Here is a 17122-nt window from a genome sequence, read left to right on the forward strand (position 1 = left end):
ACAATCAAATGAAGCATTTCACAAAATTCTACTCGATAAAGAGACACCAAAAAAGAGAGCCCACAGGCTCTCCTACTATCACTAATTAATAAAATTATTTAGCGATTTTTGCAAAGTATTCAAGAGTACGAACCAACTGTGAAGTGTATGACATTTCGTTATCGTACCATGAAACTGTTTTAACCAATTGAGTGCCATCAGCACCTTCAGTTACTTCTGTTTGAGTTGCATCAAACAATGAACCGAATGACATACCAACAATATCAGAAGATACGATTGGGTCAGTGTTGTAACCGTATGATTCAGTAGCTGCTGCCTTCATAGCTGCATTTACTTCATCAGCAGTAACCTTCTTGTCAAGAACAGAAACAAGTTCTGTCAATGAACCAGTTGGAACTGGAACACGTTGAGCATGACCTTGAAGTTTACCATTTAATTCTGGCAATACAAGACCGATAGCTTTAGCAGCACCTGTTGAGTTAGGAACGATATTAGCTGCAGCAGCACGAGCACGACGGAAGTCACCTTTACGGTGTGGTCCATCAAGGATCATTTGGTCACCAGTATAACCATGAATAGTTGTCATAGTACCAGCTTTGATACCAAAGTTTTTATTCAATGCATCTGCCATTGGTGCAAGACAGTTTGTTGTACATGAACCAGCTGAGATAACTGTTTCAGAACCATCAAGAACATCATGGTTAGTGTTAAATACAACTGTTTTAACATCTGATCCACCAGGAGCAGTGATAACAACCTTCTTAGCACCACCAGCATGCAGATGTTTTTCAGCTGCTTCTTTAGTAGCAAAGAAACCAGTTGCTTCAAGAACGATTTCTACACCATCGTTAGCCCAATCAATTTGTTCTGGGTCACGTTCTGCAGAAACTTTAACAAATTGACCGTTAACTTCGAATCCACCGTCTTTAACTTCAACAGTACCGTCAAAGCGACCTTGAGTTGTATCGTATTTCAACAAGTGTGCAAGCATTGCTGGGTCAGTAAGGTCATTGATACGAGCAACTTCAACACCTTCAACGTTTTGGATACGACGGAATGCAAGACGACCGATACGTCCGAAACCGTTAATACCAACTTTAACTACCATGTGTGATTTCCTCCTTATGAAAATCAAGAAAATTTTTTATTAAGGGCGAACCCTTTAACGATTTGTGAAAAGGTTAACTTGCGAACGTTCACAAAGCCCCTTCAACATGATTATTATATAATCTTTTTCTGCAAATTGCAACCACTTACTATCACCCAACCAGACAAAAAGACCAGCAAACACGCTGGTCTTTTACTGCTAACCACAGGTGAATTAAGCCTCACCTGAATTTTTCTTAATGATTTCTTCTTGAACAGATTTTGGAACATCTTCATAGTGGTCAAATACCATCATGAAAGTACCACGTCCTTGAGATGCTGAACGAAGAACAGTTGCATAACCAAACATTTCGGCAAGTGGTACATAAGCACGAACGATTTGGCTGTTACCATGTGCTTCCATACCATCAACACGACCACGACGAGCTGTTACGTGTCCCATAACATCACCGAGATTTTCTTCAGGAACCGTGATTGTTACCAGCATCATTGGTTCAAGAATAGTTGGTTGTGCAGACTTAGCTGCCTCTTTCAGAGCCAGAGAAGCGGCAATCTTGAAGGCTGTTTCAGAAGAGTCGACATCATGGTATGAACCATCATAAAGCTTAGCCTTGATATCAACCAAAGGATAGCCGGCAAGGACACCGTTTGCCATTGCTTCTTCCAAACCTTTTTCTACTGCTGGGATGAATTCACGGGGAACGACACCACCAACAATAGCATTTTCAAATTCGAAACCTTTACCTTCGTCATTTGGTGTGAATTCAATCCAAACATCACCAAATTGACCTTTACCACCTGATTGACGTTTAAAGAATCCACGAGCTTGTGTAGCAGCACGGAAAGTTTCGCGATACGATACCTGAGGTGCACCAACATTGGCTTCAACCTTAAATTCACGTTTCATACGGTCAACAAGGACATCCAAGTGGAGTTCACCCATACCAGAGATAACTGTTTCACCCGTTTCAACATTTGTTTCAACGCGGAAGGTTGGATCTTCTTCAGCCAATTTTTGCAGGGCAACACCCATCTTGTCTTGGTCAGCCTTAGACTTAGGTTCAACCATGAGCTGGATAACTGGTTCTGGAACTTCGATAGACTCAAGGATAACTTTAGCCTTCTCATCAGTCAAGGAATCACCAGTTGTTGTTTCTTTCAAACCAACGGCTGCCGCAATATCACCAGCATAAACAGTTTCAATTTCCTTACGGCTGTTGGCGTGCATTTGAAGGATACGTCCGATACGTTCACGTTTACCTTTAGTTGTGTTCATAACATAAGAACCTGAATTAAGGACACCTGAGTAAACACGGAAGAATGTCAAACGCCCTACAAATGGGTCGGTCATAATCTTGAAGGCAAGAGCTGCAAACGGTTCTTCATCAGATGCTGGACGTGTTTCATCCTCATCCGTATCTGGATTAACACCCTTAATAGCAGGAATATCAACTGGACTTGGAAGGTAATCAACAACGGCATCAAGCATTAATTGAACCCCTTTGTTCTTAAAGGCTGAACCACAGAGAACTGGGTAGAATTCGACATTGATCGTTGCTTTACGGATACCTGCTTTTAACTCTTCGATTGTGATTTCTTCACCTTCGAGGTACTTCATCATGAGGTCTTCATCAGTTTCAGCTACCGCTTCAACTAATTTTTCACGATACTCTTGCGCTTGTTCAAGGTATTCAGCTGGAATATCCTCTTCCAGAATATCAGTTCCAAGGTCATTAGTATAGATCTCAGCCTTCATTTTAACGAGATCAATAATACCGCGGAAATCATCTTCAGATCCGATTGGAAGTTGAATAGGATGTGCATTAGCTTGAAGGCGGTCATGAAGAGTGCTTACCGAGTAAAGGAAATCAGCACCAATTTTGTCCATCTTGTTAGCAAAAACAATACGTGGAACACCGTACTCAGTTGCCTGGCGCCAAACCGTTTCAGTTTGAGGCTCAACACCTGATTGCGCATCGAGAACAGTTACCGCACCATCAAGGACACGGAGAGAGCGTTGCACCTCAATGGTAAAGTCAACGTGCCCCGGTGTGTCAATGATGTTAACACGATGATCATTCCATTGTGCTGTTGTTGCGGCAGAGGTGATTGTGATACCACGTTCCTGCTCTTGCTCCATCCAGTCCATCTGTGAAGCTCCTTCGTGAGTTTCACCGATTTTGTGAATACGACCAGTATAATAGAGGATACGCTCTGTTGTAGTTGTTTTCCCAGCATCAACGTGAGCCATGATACCGATATTACGAGTTTTTTCCAATGAAAATTCGCGAGCCATTATGGTTTTCTCCTATAATCTATAATTTTTGTAAAAAACGGATAGGCAGGGACCTACCCGTTTCCACTGTTTACCAGCTTAATTGAACACGATTCGAGAGCGACCAGTCTAAAAAGATAACCCCTAGAAGTTGCAACTTTGTTGGCAGTTTCCCTTATTTTGTCTCTGCTCTCTTCGTCTCTGTATCTTAAATAATTGAGTTCGGACTAAAATTCGGGAAAAAAGACAAATCTTCCTAGAGCCCAAAGGCTCGTCGTCACATTTCCTATTTTTCCTAGAATTTTCTTGACGTCCTCACATCTTAAATTACCAGCGGAAGTGTGCAAAGGCACGGTTTGCTTCTGCCATACGATGAGTATCTTCACGTTTCTTAACAGCAGCACCTGTATTGTTGGCAGCATCCATGATTTCTTTAGCAAGACGGTCCTTCATAGTATGTTCACCACGGGCACGTGAGGCATTAACCAACCAACGAAGACCAAGTGTTGTACGACGTTCTGGACGTACTTCAACTGGGACTTGATAGTTAGAACCGCCGACACGACGAGCACGCACTTCAAGGACTGGCATGATATTTTCCATTGCTGTCTCAAAGACTTCAAGAGCATCATTGCTTGTTGCTTCCTTAATTTGTTCGAAAGCACCATAAACGATGGTAGCAGCTGTACCACGTTTCCCGTCAAGCATAACGCGGTTGATAAGACGTGTCACAATTTTGGAATTGTACAATGGATCTGGTAATACTTCGCGCTTAGGCGCTTGATTTTTACGACTCATTAGTTCTTATCTCCCTTCTCTTATCCTTTAGGACGTTTTGCACCGTACTTAGAACGGCCTTGCTTACGATCTGCTACACCCGCTGTATCAAGCGCACCACGAACGATATGATAACGTACCCCTGGAAGGTCTTTAACACGTCCACCACGAATAAGGACAACACTGTGCTCTTGAAGATTATGGCCAATACCTGGGATATAGGCAGTTACCTCGATAAGGTTGCTCAAACGCACACGAGCAAATTTACGAAGGGCAGAGTTAGGCTTTTTAGGTGTCATTGTCCCAACACGAGTGGCAACACCACGTTTTTGCGGTGAAGAAACATTTGTTGTTACTTTTTTATGACTGTTATAACCAACATTCAGAGCTGGTGAGTCAGATTTTTCAACTTTAGATTTACGCGGTTTACGTACCAATTGGTTGATTGTAGGCATCTACACTTTCTCCTGTAAAATTTTATTTTTGGTTGATATAGCGCTTGGTGACAGCCTATATCTGTGTGTACTTTGCAACATTTGTCAGCACGTCCCTGTACACTTTGGAGAGACCAAAAGTAAAAAGTACCATTTATCATAATACTACAGTAGCACTATTTTGTCAATGTCTTGCTTTACTTTTTAAAAAAGGCCGGAATTAATCTCCTACCTTTTAATGCTTTTATTAGAAAATTTGAAAGCAGTCATTAATAATTTTAATCAGCTAGAAACTTTTAAAATAGGTTAATATCTGTTCTCTCAAATTATCGCTAAGGACTGACTTCGACACTGCCATCTTCACCAACCTTGACATTGGTATCCCCACCATTAACTTCAACACCTTCTTCACCAACATTAACGTTGGAATCTCCGCCGTTTACTTCAACGCCTTCTTCACCAGCACTGACTTTAGTGTCCTCGCTGTTGGTCTCAGCACTATCATCAGAAGTCTTTTTTTCACTCTTTTTCACTGAGCTTTGGCTGGTTTTTTCTGTTTTATCAGATTTGTCACTAGATTCTTTTTTAGAATTACCGCAAGCCGCAAGACCAACAAGCAGTGTTAGAGTTAAAACAGTTACAACGAGTTTTTGGAAGTTTTTCATATAAAGTCTCCTTTTTTATAATAATCTTAATCTATCATAAACTTTCTAAAAAAACAAGAAATATTTTAAGATTATTTTAAAGCTTCAAAACTTACCCTTAAAGTTCCAAGCAGCACCAAGCAAAGAGAGATTTATACGAATAAGAAACTGCCATTCTATTGATCAAAAATATTTCCCCGTTCAACTTCCAACTTTTGCTCTTTCACATCAATATTAGTTACTGTTAAGAGTGATTTATAGGACAAATTATCACGTTTTTCTTGACCATTGTCAGCAAAAACAGCAACACCGACTAATTCACTTTCAAATTCTTTAAGCAGGCTAATCATACCAGTGATTGTGCCCCCTCCTTTAAGAAAATCATCCACAATCAAAACACGGCTACTGGGTTTGAGGCTGCGCTTGGACAAGAACATTTTTTCGATACGGTCACTGGAACCACTAGCATAATTAACCGACACAGTCGAGCCTTCCGTAATTTTTAAATCTCGACGAACAATAACAAACGGAACATTTAGAACATTGGCTACAGCATTCGCAATTGGAACTCCTTTAGTGGCCACCGTCATGACAGCATCAATTTTTTGACCCGCAAAGCTGCTGGCAATTATCCGTCCAATACTTTGCAAGATATGAGGAGTACTGAGCAAGTCTGATAAGTAAATATAACCACCAGGTAGGATGCGATCGCTTTCCGACAGACGCTCACAAAGTCCTTCGACAATTGCTTTGGCCTCTTGCTCTGAGATAGTCGGTGTAAAAATAACCCCACCGCTGGCACCTGTAACGGTCTCGATATGACCGATATGACTATTCTCAAAAGCGCGCTTAATAATAGCAACATCTTCTGAGATTGAAGACTTAGCAGCTTCGTATTTGTCAGCAAAGGTATTTAGACTAGTCAGAGTATAAGGGTTGTTGATAAGGTAATTCGAAATAACAACCATACGTTCACTTCTTCTTAATTTCATTTTAACTCTCATTTCCTATTGATTCATTTCTATTTTATCATAAAAATCAATAAAAGACGAACATTATAGGAATGTTCGTCTTTTATTCTATAATTTAGGCTTGTAGAAAGCGCGATTATCCAGTGGAAAGATCCTTCGTGTCATTTCGCCATCATCAACCTGAGCAAGTGCTGCTGTCATCATCATCATTTCCGCATCAATATTATCAATCATGTGAATGATTTCTGCTTCCATGACCTGCGGACGAACTGGACTGCCGTATTCTAACTGACCGTGGTGACTCAAAACAACATGGCGCAAAAGCGTTACATCTTCGCGTTCATCTTCTATATTAAGCTCCAGTATAGTTTTGGTAATTTCTTCATTGACAAGAGCAATATGGCCAATCAAATTTCCGCGAATGGTATACTCTGTCCCATCAACACCGGATAGCTCGATGCATTTAGCCAAATCATGGAGCATAATTCCGGCAAAAAGCAAGCTTTTGTTGAGAGTAGGATAAATATCACCAATGCTGTCAGCCAGACGAACCATGGTGGCTGTATGATAGGCCAAACCATTTTCAAAGGCATGATGGTTGGTTTTTGCAGCAGGGTAACTGAAAAACTCTTTATCAAACTTACGGTAGAGGGTACGAACAATTCGCTGCCATGTCGCATTCTCAATCTTAAACATCATATTTTCCAAGTAGTCTTTAATTTCGACAATATCGACAGGTGATTTTTCACGGAAGTCAGCAGGATCATGAGGCTCACCTTCCTTAACGTTGCGCAAGGTAATTTGATTCACTTGAGGTGTCCCATTGTAGACTTCCCGTCGTCCCTGCATATGGACAACCTTCCCAACTGTAAATTCTTCAACATTATGAGGCTGAGCATCCCAGAGATTGCCCGAAATCTCACCAGAGTCATCTTGAAAGGTCATCGCCAGATAATCTTTTCCGGCTCGAGTTTTGCGAAGTTCAGCTTTCTTGATCAGATAGAAACCTTCGAAAGCCTCATCTTTTTTCATTTGGTTAATCTTCATGGTCATCTCCACCTCCTATTTGCGGAATACTAAGCAAAGATTGGGTGCTAGCATCCTGATAATCCTCAACTGTATCCAGAGCCTTAATAATCGCATTCGTTCGCGTCGTTAGTAGCGTATCGACCGTTTTACTAGCTGTATTGAGCTGCTTTTGTGCCTTGGTTAGCATACCGCCAAATTTTGTAAATTCCGTTTTGACATTGCCCAAAATTTTAGAAATATCATCAGCATTCTTCTGGATATTCAGTGTTTTAAAGCCAACCGATAAGGAATTTAAAAGAGCAGATAAGGTACTAGGACCAGCGACAACAATATGTTCTTCCCGTCGCAAACCATCAAAGAAAGTACTGTTGCGAACCACTTCTGAGTATAACCCTTCAGTCGGCAAAAACATGATACCAAAATTGGTTGTTTCTGGTGGATTGAGATATTTCTTTTGAATGTCTTTGGCAAAGCGTTTGAGGCTGGCTAAAAGTGACTTCCGATAATTGTCAATCTGCTCACTGTCACCAGATTCGTAAGCTTCTTCTAGGCGATAGTAGTCTTCCAGCGGAAATTTAGAATCAATAGGCAGATAAACGTAATCATTCTCATGACTGCCAGGTAGTTTAATCGCATACTCTACACGCTCTGAAGAACCCTTTACTGTTGCAAATTCCCGTTCGTACTGACTATCCGTCATGATATCCTCAATAATCTGACCTAGCTGCAGCTCTCCCATAATGCCACGAGTCTTAGTGTTGGAAAGCACCTTGTTTAGGGTGCCGACATCCTGAGCCACACTTTTCATTTCACCCAGACCTTGATTAACAGACTCCAACTGTTTCGATACAGTCTCAAAAGAGGTTCTCAGTCGACTCTGAAGCGTTTGCTCCAACTTCTCTTCAACAGTCTGGCGCATCTGGTCTAAACGTTTCTCGTTTGACCTTTGCATATCCTGAACGGCAGTCGTCAAATTTTGATTAATAAGCTCCAAGCGCTGATCTGAACGATCGCGACTGTCGGTCAGGTTTTGGTGGAGGACATCACGAATATCTGCTAGTTGCTGATAGAGCTCTGTTTTTAAAGCAGCGATTTGTTGATTAAGTTCTAGCGCCTGATCTTTTTTTGCCAAATCCAGTTGATAGGAAAGTTGTTCTGAGAGATTATCAGCATTATTATCCAGCTTTTTTTCCAACTGACCTGATAAACCAATCAAGTGCCTCACTATATAAACGGAAAGGCTCAAGCCAGCCAAACCAATAATTATTAAAAATCCGACCATTTCTTATCCTTACTCTGAATAGCAATAACGTAGCCTGTTGCTACAGTGACCTCAATAGGTTGATTCGTAAATTCGTTACTGGAATATATTTTCTTTTTGAAAAAATTATCACCCGTCAGCTCATATTTAGCTCCCTTAATCGCTAAATCTGCGCTATCTGATGTCATAAAAGAGATATAGGTCATATCCCTCACTGGTTGGAGTTGATGAGTCCCCGCTGGAAGGAAGCAAATACGATTTTGCTCATCTACTAAACTGATTTGCTGCATATAAGGAGCGATAGCTGGGTCGCTAGGGAGGAAAATATTTGATAAGGTATGATCGATACGGCCGCCAAATGCTCCGTAAATAGTCAAGACGGCTTTGGGATACTGACTCAATACGGTTTTGACTGCTAGTTCGGTATCCGTATCATTCTTCTCACTTGGAGCTTGAATCATTTTCCCTGCCTGCTGCCTAATCAAGGCTAGCTCCTCGACAGTAACAGAATCAAAATCCCCTACTGCTAAATCTAAAGGAAAGCCATGCTGCAAAAGCCAGAGACTGCCTCCATCAATTCCGACATAAACATCAAAATCCCTAGCAGGAGCGCAAGGCCTCCCACCGGCAACTAGGGCAACCTCAGTCATTGAGCGCATCCTCTAAGGTTTGGACTTGGGCTGTTAAATCATCAGCTTTAAAGAGGTAGGAGCCTGCCACAAAAACATTAGCTCCAGCCTCCGCACAGTCTGCAATCGTACGATTATCAACACCACCGTCAACCTCAATATCAAAGTCATAACCCGTTTCTTCCCGCCAAGCCGCTACTGTTTGAACCTTATCCAGCATTTCAGGAATAAAGGCCTGTCCCCCAAAACCTGGATTAACGGTCATAATCAACACTTGGTCAACCAAGGGCAGCAAGGGAACTAACGTCGATACTGGCGTTCCTGGATTGATTGCCACACTAGCCTTCATTCCTGCAGTCTTAATCTTTTGCAGACTGCCATGAATATGTTTCGTTGCTTCAACGTGGATGGTCATAATATCAGCACCAGCCTGAGCAAAGGCCTCAACATAGCGCTCAGGATCAACAACCATCAAATGACAATCAAAAACCATTTTGCTGTGCTTACGCATACTAGCAACCACATCTGCTCCAAAACTAATATTCGGAACAAACTGACCATCCATGATATCAATATGAACATAATCAGCATTAGTGGCGTCAATACGTTTGAGCTCATTTGCAAAATTGGCATAGTCAGCAGCAAGGATTGAAGGAGCAATCTTTTTTATCATGGATTTCCTACTTTCTTTTAATAATTTTCTTGTAGACTTCTCGGCGATTCTCAATTTCACTAAGGAATTGCAGGTAATTATCATAGCGTTCCTGCCAGATATGGCCGGCCTCAAGAGCTGTCTTCACAGCACAGTCAGGCTCATGCGTATGGGTGCAAGATCGGAATTTACAGCCATGACTAGCTTTACGAATTTCAGGAAACGCTTCGCTTAAGTCCTCAGCACTGCCAATCTCATAATTAAGAGAGGAAAAGCCGGGGGTATCAGCGATTTTACCACCGTAAGCGTCATATAAACTGACTGCCCTAGTAGTGTGGCGTCCCCGTCCCAGACTATCAGAAATAGTTTTGGTTTCTAAGTCTAGCTCAGGAGCAATTTTATTGAGCAAGGTAGATTTACCAACACCAGTCTGCCCCATAAAAACGCTCACTTTTCCAGATAAATAAGGAAGCAGCTCATCTAACGACCAAACAAAATCATAACCGATAATCTGGTACTGTCTACGGATTTCTTGCATAGCTACTCTATCTTCCAGCAAATCCATCTTGGAAATATAAATAATAGGTCGAATCTGCTTCCCTTCCAAAAGGACTAGGAAACGATCGAGTAAATTGCTATTAAAATCCGGCTCCTTGGCGGACATAATGACAACAGCCTGATCAATATTAACAATGGGGGGACGCACTAGACTGTTCTTGCGATTATGGATTTTCAGAATATATCCTTCTGATTTTTCTTCAGCCGAAAAGTCAACAAAATCCCCTACATAAGGCGTGTGCCCTTTCTTTCTGAAGTTTCCGCGGGCTCTTGTCTGGTAAAGCTGACCGTCCGCCTCGATGTAATAAAAACCGGCCAAAGCCTTGATAATTCTACCTTGCAAATGAACTCCTTTATCAATTTTATGGGCTTATTATATCACAAAAAGAAGGCTGGCAGTCGCTAGGAAGGGTAAAACAGCTTGCATTTTTAAAAAATTAAGGTATAATATTTTTATCTGCGGAGATGGTGGAACGGCAGACACGCATGCTTCAGGCGCATGTGCCCATACGGGCGTGAGGGTTCAAATCCCTTTCTCCGCATTTGATTGAGAAAGATTAATCACAGGTTGGTTTTCTTCCTGTGATGTTTCTTTTCAATCAATACATTTACAAAGTCAGATAAAAATGGATTTAGGTAACTCACAATTGATACTGAAGCAATTCATTTTCAAAAGACTCTTTTGGAAAGGTGGCCCAGCTTGGTACGGCACCGGACTCGAAATCCGGCAAGTGAACTTTGTTCACGCGCGGGTTCAAATCCCGTCCTTTCCTTATTGTTAGCGAGCTCTCGTCTCATATAGACGGGAGTTTTTTGTCATAAAAAGGATTGGGGGCGTTCTTTATGGCTCACGACATAAATGTGATAAATAATTCACTTTTTATTGACAGTATTTTGAAGAAGTGATATATTTATAACAGAAAGAGTTAGAAATAATTAACATTTATCTTATATAGAAAGAAGGGATAACTTATAAAAAAAGATATTTACAAACGGATGACATTCGCTATTGTGCTTCCTCAACTATTTGTCATCTGGTTAATCTCAGCTGACTCTCATCCTGTCTGGATCAAACATGTCACCTTTGGCATTACAATGGCTTTGATTTTCCTTATTTTTATCATTGTCAATACCGTCAAATTTCCTGATAAACCTGCCAAGTCTGCTCTTAAAAAGTACCTCAGCAAAAACAAAAATTCCGCTGGACCTACTTGATACCAAGTTTATCTGTTATCCCAATTATGATTGTCAATGCCGCAGTTAGTTCAAATCCTGTTAGTATCAAGCTTGCTGTTTTAGGCATAACATTTGGTTTGATAGCTGTCATTTTCGCGACTACTGTTTGGCTGATGAATCGTCACAAAAAAAGAATAGGGAGGTTGTTTACTAATGAAAAATAAAAAATGGCTCTATATTTCCTGGCTTCTGATGTTACTTTTGTGGTTTCTAACACCGCAAAGTCATCCTGCTTGGATAAAAACTACTGCCTTCATTATCGTTTTACTGTTTCAAGCTGGCATTTTTTGGCTCTTTCGCAAAGAAGCCTTTCAAGATCCAGAAGATCGTTATTTTGGACTGACTGAAAAACTGTACAGCCTAACACTTTTTGCAGCTATGGGGGTTTATACCAAAGGTATTTGGGCTCTTACTCCAAATAGCAATCCTATCTGGATAAAGCATGTCTTTTTAGGATTGGGGCTCTTGATTTTAGTTGCTTTCTTCCTCTACTTTGCTTTCAAAAAAGTGGATGAAAAGCCTGATGAACGCTTCTATGCTGACTTGGCTAAGGCTGCTTGCCTGACCTTGAGTTTGATCTTAGCTTGCTTGATGATTTTGAGCGTTATCGTCTTCTTCTTCCCATTTACCTTGACAGCTGGTATGATTTTGATCTTCGGCGCAGTTATGATTTTGGCCTTTGATATTGCTTTTTTCCTCTTTGAGAAAAGAGGTGGTTAAGATGGCTAATATCCTAACTAATCTCAAAGAATTACGCAAGGCGAAAAAAATGAGCCAGCAGGAACTGGCACAATTAGTCGGCGTGCGCCGCGAAACCATTGTTCATCTGGAAAATAATCGCTATAATCCTTCTCTTGAAATGGCTCTCAAAATCGCCGAGATTTTCCAGCTGCCCGTGGAAGATATTTTTCAACTGAATAAGGAGGAACAATCATGAAAACACAAACTTGCCCTTACTGTGGGAAAAATCAATTTGTTACAGCTAAACAAAACAAAGGCTATGCTGGTGTTTCACGTTCGGGCAGTGCCACTAAGCTAGGTCAATCGCTCTGCCTAGAAATCTGTAAAAACTGTGGAACGGTTGTTCGATTTTTTGTGGAAGAGCCTGAAAAATTAAGCTAATTAAAAAATCCTGCTCGTTCAGCGGGATTTTTTTGATAAGGTGAGCAAGCAGCAACTCAGTAAAAAGGTCAAGGCTGTCATACTGCCGGTTCCATATTTCTCAAGCAGACTGCTACTAATAAAGAGATTAAAAACAGTAGCCATGAGGGCTAGACTAGTCATCATCACCATGATAAGATCCTGTCTTCTTTTGTCCAGCAGCTGGTAAGAATCTGTCCATAAGCCAAATAAAAATAGGCAAAAAACGACCAGGCAAAACAAAAAAAGAGATTGGCAGGTCTTAGCCAAAGCGGAAAGACGGTATAAAGCCCGCCAAAAAAGAAGCCACCCAAAGGAAGTCCCAACAAAATGAGAAAATGTAAGCCAGCCTGTATGATATAAAGACTGGAACAGAGACCCGCTAAAATCTTTATTAGTTTCATAAGCTCACCTGCTTCTATTTCACTATCACTTTTAATCGAAACAACATGAGATAATATTTTAGTAATTTCAATTTCATACTTTTCTGTATCGTCCTCTCCCTATAAACTCTATAACTCCTTTATCTCTAAGAATTTGCAACTGCTGGCGAATCTTGTCCTTTATATGATTATTATTAGGAAAAATTAATTTTAATTCACTCTCAAAACTGTACATTTTTTCAAGAGTAAATTCATTTTTTTCTATTTTGTCTATGCATTTAAGGATTTCTAAAAGCCACCCTCTAGTAGTAAGAGATTGTGTTCTTAGAAAGAGAGTTTTTCCAAATTCTTTCGAAACTAATTCAGGTTCTCTAACTTTACCATTTTTAACAAGAAATATTTTTCCTTTTGAGGGTACTTGTGATAAATCAATATTACAACCTATCCAACCTGCTCTTTTAGCGGTTGGTGCGAGAGGCTTTCTCTTGATAATAGCGCTTTTTGTTATAAATTGTTTTGGCAGTACTAGAAAATTTTGAACCTCATAATTCTTTGAATAGGTCAAAAAGAAAAAATTGGGATTATTATCAGCTTGGACTCGTTCAAGCATAGTTGTATAAGCACCATCAGTTATGATTGTTGAAAATTTACCCTGTTTACTTTTCAACTCAAATTCTTCTGAACAATTAGGACAGAAAAAATCAGCCACAGGACGATTATTTTCAAAATGAGTCAAAGGCTCTTGACCACAATTTGGACAGTAAGATTGCCTGTCGACCCAATCTTCAGTTAGAATACGAGCCTTTTGACTATTATTGCTATAACCTTCAACTAAATCTAAATTGAATTGTAACTGCATAGGAACCCCAAAATGACTTTAATAGTGACAAAAGTCTTCAAATTAAATCTAAATAATATGACTAATGACCTTCTTGTATATATTCTTTTAAATCTTTCTGATCGGTAGGCATGTAATGTTGGTAGTAACTGTCGTTTCCCACCTGTTCATTTTGTAAAAGGCTGTAAGGTCATTGATTATTTTCTCTCTCAATTTCTATTTTAATCCAGTCTCTCTCAACGCATCTGCCAATCTAGCAAAATCCATAATAGACAAGGCTTCGCCACGGATAGATGGCTGGAGTTCAGCTTGTTCCAAAGCGGCTTCCAATTTAGCTTTGATATCTTCTGACTTGCCAAAGCGGTTGGTTAAATTATTCCACAAGGTTTTCCGACGGTGCACAAAGCTGGCTTTTGCGACATCAAAAAGGAAATCTTCATCTTGCACTTCCACCAAAGGCTGATTGCGGCGTACCATTTTAAGGATGGCTGAGTCAACATTTGGCGCAGGCACAAAGACCGCCCGTGGTACAATAAAGGCAACCTGAGTCTCCATATAATACTGCACTGCAATCGACAACGACCCGTAAGCCTTAGTGTTAGGCTCGGCTGAAATCCGGTCGGCTACTTCTTTTTGCATCATGACTACAAACCCTTGAAAGGGAATCCTACTCTCAATTAAGTGCATCAAAATTGGCGTGGTGATGTAGTAAGGCAGGTTGGCTACAACTTTGATAGGTAGGTCAGGATTTTTAAAGTTTTGAATTTGTGTTTGCAAGTCCGCCTTGAGGATATCTTGATTGATTACCTGCACGTTGTCAAAATCACGCAGGGTATCTGCCAAAATCGGAATGAGACGCTCATCAATCTCAAAAGCCATGACCTCAGCAGCCTTCTCCGCCAAAAACTCGGTCAAAGCCCCGATGCCGGGGCCAATCTCAATGACATTGACGTTCTGGTCAACCTCTGCCACGTCAACAATCTTCTGTAAAATATTGGTATCGGTCAAAAAGTTCTGACCGAAGGATTTTTTAAAGGTAAACCCATGACGCTCTAAAATGGCGCGGGTAACGGTTTTATCTGCGATTTTCATGACTAATCTTTCTTCTCTTAAGGAACTAAATACTGGTAAACTGAGGGCTACTTATCTTTAGTCAGTTCTTTAGTGCGCTCCAAGGCTTGATTAATCCCTTGGATCAGTGAAGCTTGCAGGCCAGCTTGAGTCATAGCCAGCAAGCCAGCAATCGTTGAACCGCCGGGTGACGTCACTTCATCTCGTAATTGAGACGGATGCCTGTCTGACTCAAGCACCATTTGAGAAGCTCCAAGCAGGGTCTGAGCTGCCAAGCGTCTAGCTGTTACTGCACTGAGACCATTTTGTACACCAGCTTGAGTCAAGGTGTCGATAATCTCATAGACAAAAGCCGGTCCGCAGCCAGCAATAGCTGTTGCTGCATCTATCAGCTTTTCTGGAATCTTCTGAACTTGTCCAGATTCGACCATCACCTCTTCAAAAAGCAATTCCAATTGAGGATTGCGGGTGGTAAATGTGGTCATTCCCTGACTGATAGCCACTGGGGTATTAGGCATCATACGAACAATCTTTTCAGTTGGCAGATAAGTTGACAATTGCTCAATTGTAACACCAGCAGCCATGGAGACCCAAACAGTGTCAGGATTATGAGCAATAGTTTCTGATAAGTCCTCCAAAATAGGTGCTATAAATTGTGGCTTAATGCCGAGAAAAACTAGATCAGCCTGTTCAATAAGCGTCTCATTAGATAAAATCTCACCACCACAGGCTTTTTGGATCTGTTCGGCCTTGACTTGGTTATGATCACTGAGTAAGAGTTCGTGGACTTCAAGCTTGGCTACTGACTCTGCAATAGCTCCCCCCATGTTGCCCAAACCGATAAAACCAATCTTCATGTCTGTCTCCTATTCTCGAATTTGACCATTACCTGTAATGATGTATTTGTAGGTTGTCATTTCACGCAAGCCCATAGGGCCGCGCGCATGCATTTTCTGCGTTGAAATTCCCAATTCACAACCCAAACCGAACTGTCCGCCATCAGTGAAACGAGTCGATGCATTGACATAGACAGCTGCTGAATCTACCAACTGGGTAAAGTAATCCGCAGCTTTAGTATTCTCTGTCACAATAGCTTCACTGTGCCCCGTCGAATGCTGGGCGATATGCTCTACGGCCTCAGCTACATCAGAAACCACCTTAACAGCCAAAATAAAGTCTAAAAATTCCGTATCAAAGTCATCTACGCCGGCTGGATGAGCGCTGCTTAAATAGGCCAAAGCTTGCTCATCAGCACGCAGCTCTACCTCTCCGGCCAGAGCTTGCTCCAACTTAGGCAGGAAGTCGCTGGCAACAGCCTCATGCACCAAAAGGACCTCCTCAGCATTACAGACTGATGGCCGGCTAGTTTTAGCGTTGACAACGATAGCTACCGCCTTATCCAAATCAGCGTCAGCATCTACATAAACATGGCAAATTCCCGTCCCTGTCTCGATAACTGGCACGGTAGCCTGCTCCACAACAGCCCGAATCAAACCTGCTCCGCCCCGAGGAACTAAGAGATCAATCTTGCCCTTGGCAGTCATTAACTCAGTCGCTGAAGTACGGCTGGTATCCTGAACCAATTCAATCACTTCAGGAGCAATACCCGCCTTTTCCAAACCGGCCTTCAGGGCTAAAACAATCGCATTGGCCGAGCGAAAAGCCTCCTTACCGCCGCGCAAAATGACAGCATTACCGCTTTTGATGGCTAGGGCTGCTGCATCGGAGGTCACATTAGGCCGACTTTCATAAATCATGCCAATCAATCCAAAAGGTAGGGAGCGCTTGACGATCTTCATCCCGTTGGAAGCCATATTTTCTTCCAAAATCAGACCAACTGGGTCAGTCAAAGAGATCAGGGCTCGAATACCTGCAGCCATCTCTTGGATGCGCTTTTCTGTCAACAGCAGGCGGTCTTGCATAACCGGACTGATAGAACCCTGCTGGGCTGCGGCCATATCTGCTTCATTTGCGGCCAAAATAGCTGGTATATGCTCTTCCAAGGCTGCAGCCATGGCCTCAAGCGCCTCGTTTTTCTGGGTCGTACTGGCCAGATTGATAGCCGCTTTATGAGCTAGCAGACTATCTAATAATTCTTGTGTTGATGTCATATTATC

At 41.5% G+C, this 17122-nt stretch carries 19 protein-coding genes, 2 tRNA genes and 1 pseudogene; 6 read left to right on the forward strand and 16 right to left on the reverse strand.

Annotated features, from left to right (window positions below; translation table 11 throughout):
- Positions 1 to 94: 94 nt before the first annotated feature.
- The 11 genes from gap to rsgA form a co-directional block, all read right to left on the reverse strand.
- Positions 95 to 1108 carry a type I glyceraldehyde-3-phosphate dehydrogenase gene (gene gap / locus AC4HAO_RS06715; protein ID WP_447451796.1) on the reverse strand — a complete coding sequence of 338 codons (1014 nt, stop codon included), beginning with the start codon at positions 1106 to 1108 and terminating at the stop codon, positions 95 to 97.
- Positions 1109 to 1321: 213 nt separating this feature from the next.
- Positions 1322 to 3403, reverse strand: a complete 2082-nt coding sequence (gene fusA, locus AC4HAO_RS06720) for an elongation factor G (RefSeq protein WP_491134951.1) — start codon at positions 3401 to 3403, stop codon at positions 1322 to 1324.
- 306 nt (positions 3404 to 3709) lie between these two features.
- Positions 3710 to 4180, reverse strand: coding sequence for a 30S ribosomal protein S7 (gene rpsG / locus AC4HAO_RS06725; RefSeq protein ID WP_447451794.1), 471 nt, complete (start codon positions 4178 to 4180; stop codon positions 3710 to 3712).
- Between the two features lie 20 nt (positions 4181 to 4200).
- Positions 4201 to 4614 (reverse strand): 30S ribosomal protein S12, encoded by a 414-nt coding sequence (gene rpsL, locus AC4HAO_RS06730; RefSeq protein ID WP_447451793.1) that lies wholly within the window; start codon positions 4612 to 4614, stop codon positions 4201 to 4203.
- Between the two features lie 311 nt (positions 4615 to 4925).
- Positions 4926 to 5258: a hypothetical protein gene (locus AC4HAO_RS06735; protein ID WP_491093726.1), complete on the reverse strand. Its 333-nt coding sequence runs from the start codon at positions 5256 to 5258 to the stop codon at positions 4926 to 4928.
- Positions 5259 to 5413: 155 nt separating this feature from the next.
- A complete protein-coding gene (gene purR / locus AC4HAO_RS06740; RefSeq protein ID WP_447451791.1) occupies positions 5414 to 6229 on the reverse strand; it encodes a pur operon repressor in 816 nt (271 codons plus the stop codon).
- A gap of 87 nt (positions 6230 to 6316) precedes the next feature.
- Entirely contained in the window at positions 6317 to 7255 is a 939-nt protein-coding gene (locus tag AC4HAO_RS06745; protein ID WP_491093742.1) for a 3'-5' exoribonuclease YhaM family protein, read from the reverse strand.
- Positions 7245 to 8519, reverse strand: a complete 1275-nt coding sequence (locus AC4HAO_RS06750) for a DNA recombination protein RmuC (RefSeq protein WP_491093727.1) — start codon at positions 8517 to 8519, stop codon at positions 7245 to 7247. Before AC4HAO_RS06750 ends, AC4HAO_RS06745 begins: the two co-directional genes overlap by 11 nt.
- Positions 8504 to 9148 (reverse strand): thiamine diphosphokinase, encoded by a 645-nt coding sequence (locus tag AC4HAO_RS06755; RefSeq protein ID WP_491093728.1) that lies wholly within the window; start codon positions 9146 to 9148, stop codon positions 8504 to 8506. Before AC4HAO_RS06755 ends, AC4HAO_RS06750 begins: the two co-directional genes overlap by 16 nt.
- A complete protein-coding gene (gene rpe / locus AC4HAO_RS06760) occupies positions 9141 to 9800 on the reverse strand; it encodes a ribulose-phosphate 3-epimerase (RefSeq protein ID WP_491093729.1) in 660 nt (219 codons plus the stop codon). Before rpe ends, AC4HAO_RS06755 begins: the two co-directional genes overlap by 8 nt.
- A gap of 7 nt (positions 9801 to 9807) precedes the next feature.
- The gene (gene rsgA / locus AC4HAO_RS06765) at positions 9808 to 10680 is read right to left on the reverse strand and encodes a ribosome small subunit-dependent GTPase A (RefSeq protein ID WP_491134952.1); all 873 of its coding nucleotides are present in this window, start codon (positions 10678 to 10680) and stop codon (positions 9808 to 9810) included.
- Positions 10681 to 10796: 116 nt separating this feature from the next.
- Here rsgA and AC4HAO_RS06770 point away from each other — a divergent pair.
- The 6 genes from AC4HAO_RS06770 (at position 10797) to AC4HAO_RS06795 (ending at position 12695) form a co-directional block, all read left to right on the forward strand.
- Positions 10797 to 10879: transfer RNA gene (locus AC4HAO_RS06770), tRNA-Leu, on the forward strand.
- Between the two features lie 142 nt (positions 10880 to 11021).
- Positions 11022 to 11110 (forward strand) — tRNA-Ser (locus AC4HAO_RS06775).
- A 223-nt stretch (positions 11111 to 11333) separates the two neighbouring features.
- Positions 11334 to 11552 (forward strand): hypothetical protein, encoded by a 219-nt coding sequence (locus AC4HAO_RS06780; protein WP_491093731.1) that lies wholly within the window; start codon positions 11334 to 11336, stop codon positions 11550 to 11552.
- A gap of 174 nt (positions 11553 to 11726) precedes the next feature.
- Entirely contained in the window at positions 11727 to 12293 is a 567-nt protein-coding gene (locus AC4HAO_RS06785) for a hypothetical protein (protein WP_491093732.1), read from the forward strand.
- A 1-nt stretch (position 12294) separates the two neighbouring features.
- Positions 12295 to 12510: a helix-turn-helix transcriptional regulator gene (locus AC4HAO_RS06790; RefSeq protein WP_491093733.1), complete on the forward strand. Its 216-nt coding sequence runs from the start codon at positions 12295 to 12297 to the stop codon at positions 12508 to 12510.
- Positions 12507 to 12695: a hypothetical protein gene (locus tag AC4HAO_RS06795; RefSeq protein WP_491093734.1), complete on the forward strand. Its 189-nt coding sequence runs from the start codon at positions 12507 to 12509 to the stop codon at positions 12693 to 12695. Before AC4HAO_RS06790 ends, AC4HAO_RS06795 begins: the two co-directional genes overlap by 4 nt.
- Positions 12696 to 12713: 18 nt before the next feature.
- Here the strand turns inward: AC4HAO_RS06795 and AC4HAO_RS06800 are convergent.
- From AC4HAO_RS06800 to AC4HAO_RS06820, 5 genes and pseudogenes are all read right to left on the reverse strand, one after another.
- Positions 12714 to 13117: pseudogene (locus AC4HAO_RS06800) on the reverse strand (hypothetical protein).
- A gap of 73 nt (positions 13118 to 13190) precedes the next feature.
- Positions 13191 to 13955: a DpnI domain-containing protein gene (locus AC4HAO_RS06805; RefSeq protein ID WP_491093735.1), complete on the reverse strand. Its 765-nt coding sequence runs from the start codon at positions 13953 to 13955 to the stop codon at positions 13191 to 13193.
- A gap of 195 nt (positions 13956 to 14150) precedes the next feature.
- Positions 14151 to 15026: a 16S rRNA (adenine(1518)-N(6)/adenine(1519)-N(6))-dimethyltransferase RsmA gene (gene rsmA / locus AC4HAO_RS06810; RefSeq protein WP_491093736.1), complete on the reverse strand. Its 876-nt coding sequence runs from the start codon at positions 15024 to 15026 to the stop codon at positions 14151 to 14153.
- Positions 15027 to 15073: 47 nt separating this feature from the next.
- Positions 15074 to 15862 carry a pyrroline-5-carboxylate reductase gene (gene proC / locus AC4HAO_RS06815; protein ID WP_491093737.1) on the reverse strand — a complete coding sequence of 263 codons (789 nt, stop codon included), beginning with the start codon at positions 15860 to 15862 and terminating at the stop codon, positions 15074 to 15076.
- A 9-nt stretch (positions 15863 to 15871) separates the two neighbouring features.
- Positions 15872 to 17116, reverse strand: coding sequence for a glutamate-5-semialdehyde dehydrogenase (locus tag AC4HAO_RS06820; protein ID WP_491093738.1), 1245 nt, complete (start codon positions 17114 to 17116; stop codon positions 15872 to 15874).
- Positions 17117 to 17122: the final 6 nt, after the last annotated feature.

Source organism: Streptococcus sp. ELY_137 (assembly GCF_058314515.1).

Coding starts and splice junctions, on each gene's coding strand:
- AC4HAO_RS06745 (WP_491093742.1), bottom strand. CDS start 7,255: ATGAAGATTAACCAAATGAAAAAAGATGAGGCTTTCGAAGGTTTCTAT.
- fusA (WP_491134951.1), bottom strand. CDS start 3,403: ATGGCTCGCGAATTTTCATTGGAAAAAACTCGTAATATCGGTATCATG.
- AC4HAO_RS06820 (WP_491093738.1), bottom strand. CDS start 17,116: ATGACATCAACACAAGAATTATTAGATAGTCTGCTAGCTCATAAAGCG.
- AC4HAO_RS06785 (WP_491093732.1), top strand. CDS start 11,727: ATGAAAAATAAAAAATGGCTCTATATTTCCTGGCTTCTGATGTTACTT.
- AC4HAO_RS06805 (WP_491093735.1), bottom strand. CDS start 13,955: ATGCAGTTACAATTCAATTTAGATTTAGTTGAAGGTTATAGCAATAAT.
- proC (WP_491093737.1), bottom strand. CDS start 15,862: ATGAAGATTGGTTTTATCGGTTTGGGCAACATGGGGGGAGCTATTGCA.
- AC4HAO_RS06755 (WP_491093728.1), bottom strand. CDS start 9,148: ATGACTGAGGTTGCCCTAGTTGCCGGTGGGAGGCCTTGCGCTCCTGCT.
- AC4HAO_RS06795 (WP_491093734.1), top strand. CDS start 12,507: ATGAAAACACAAACTTGCCCTTACTGTGGGAAAAATCAATTTGTTACA.
- rpsL (WP_447451793.1), bottom strand. CDS start 4,614: ATGCCTACAATCAACCAATTGGTACGTAAACCGCGTAAATCTAAAGTT.
- rpe (WP_491093729.1), bottom strand. CDS start 9,800: ATGATAAAAAAGATTGCTCCTTCAATCCTTGCTGCTGACTATGCCAAT.
- AC4HAO_RS06790 (WP_491093733.1), top strand. CDS start 12,295: ATGGCTAATATCCTAACTAATCTCAAAGAATTACGCAAGGCGAAAAAA.
- purR (WP_447451791.1), bottom strand. CDS start 6,229: ATGAAATTAAGAAGAAGTGAACGTATGGTTGTTATTTCGAATTACCTT.
- AC4HAO_RS06750 (WP_491093727.1), bottom strand. CDS start 8,519: ATGGTCGGATTTTTAATAATTATTGGTTTGGCTGGCTTGAGCCTTTCC.
- rpsG (WP_447451794.1), bottom strand. CDS start 4,180: ATGAGTCGTAAAAATCAAGCGCCTAAGCGCGAAGTATTACCAGATCCA.
- AC4HAO_RS06735 (WP_491093726.1), bottom strand. CDS start 5,258: ATGAAAAACTTCCAAAAACTCGTTGTAACTGTTTTAACTCTAACACTG.
- gap (WP_447451796.1), bottom strand. CDS start 1,108: ATGGTAGTTAAAGTTGGTATTAACGGTTTCGGACGTATCGGTCGTCTT.
- rsmA (WP_491093736.1), bottom strand. CDS start 15,026: ATGAAAATCGCAGATAAAACCGTTACCCGCGCCATTTTAGAGCGTCAT.
- AC4HAO_RS06780 (WP_491093731.1), top strand. CDS start 11,334: ATGACATTCGCTATTGTGCTTCCTCAACTATTTGTCATCTGGTTAATC.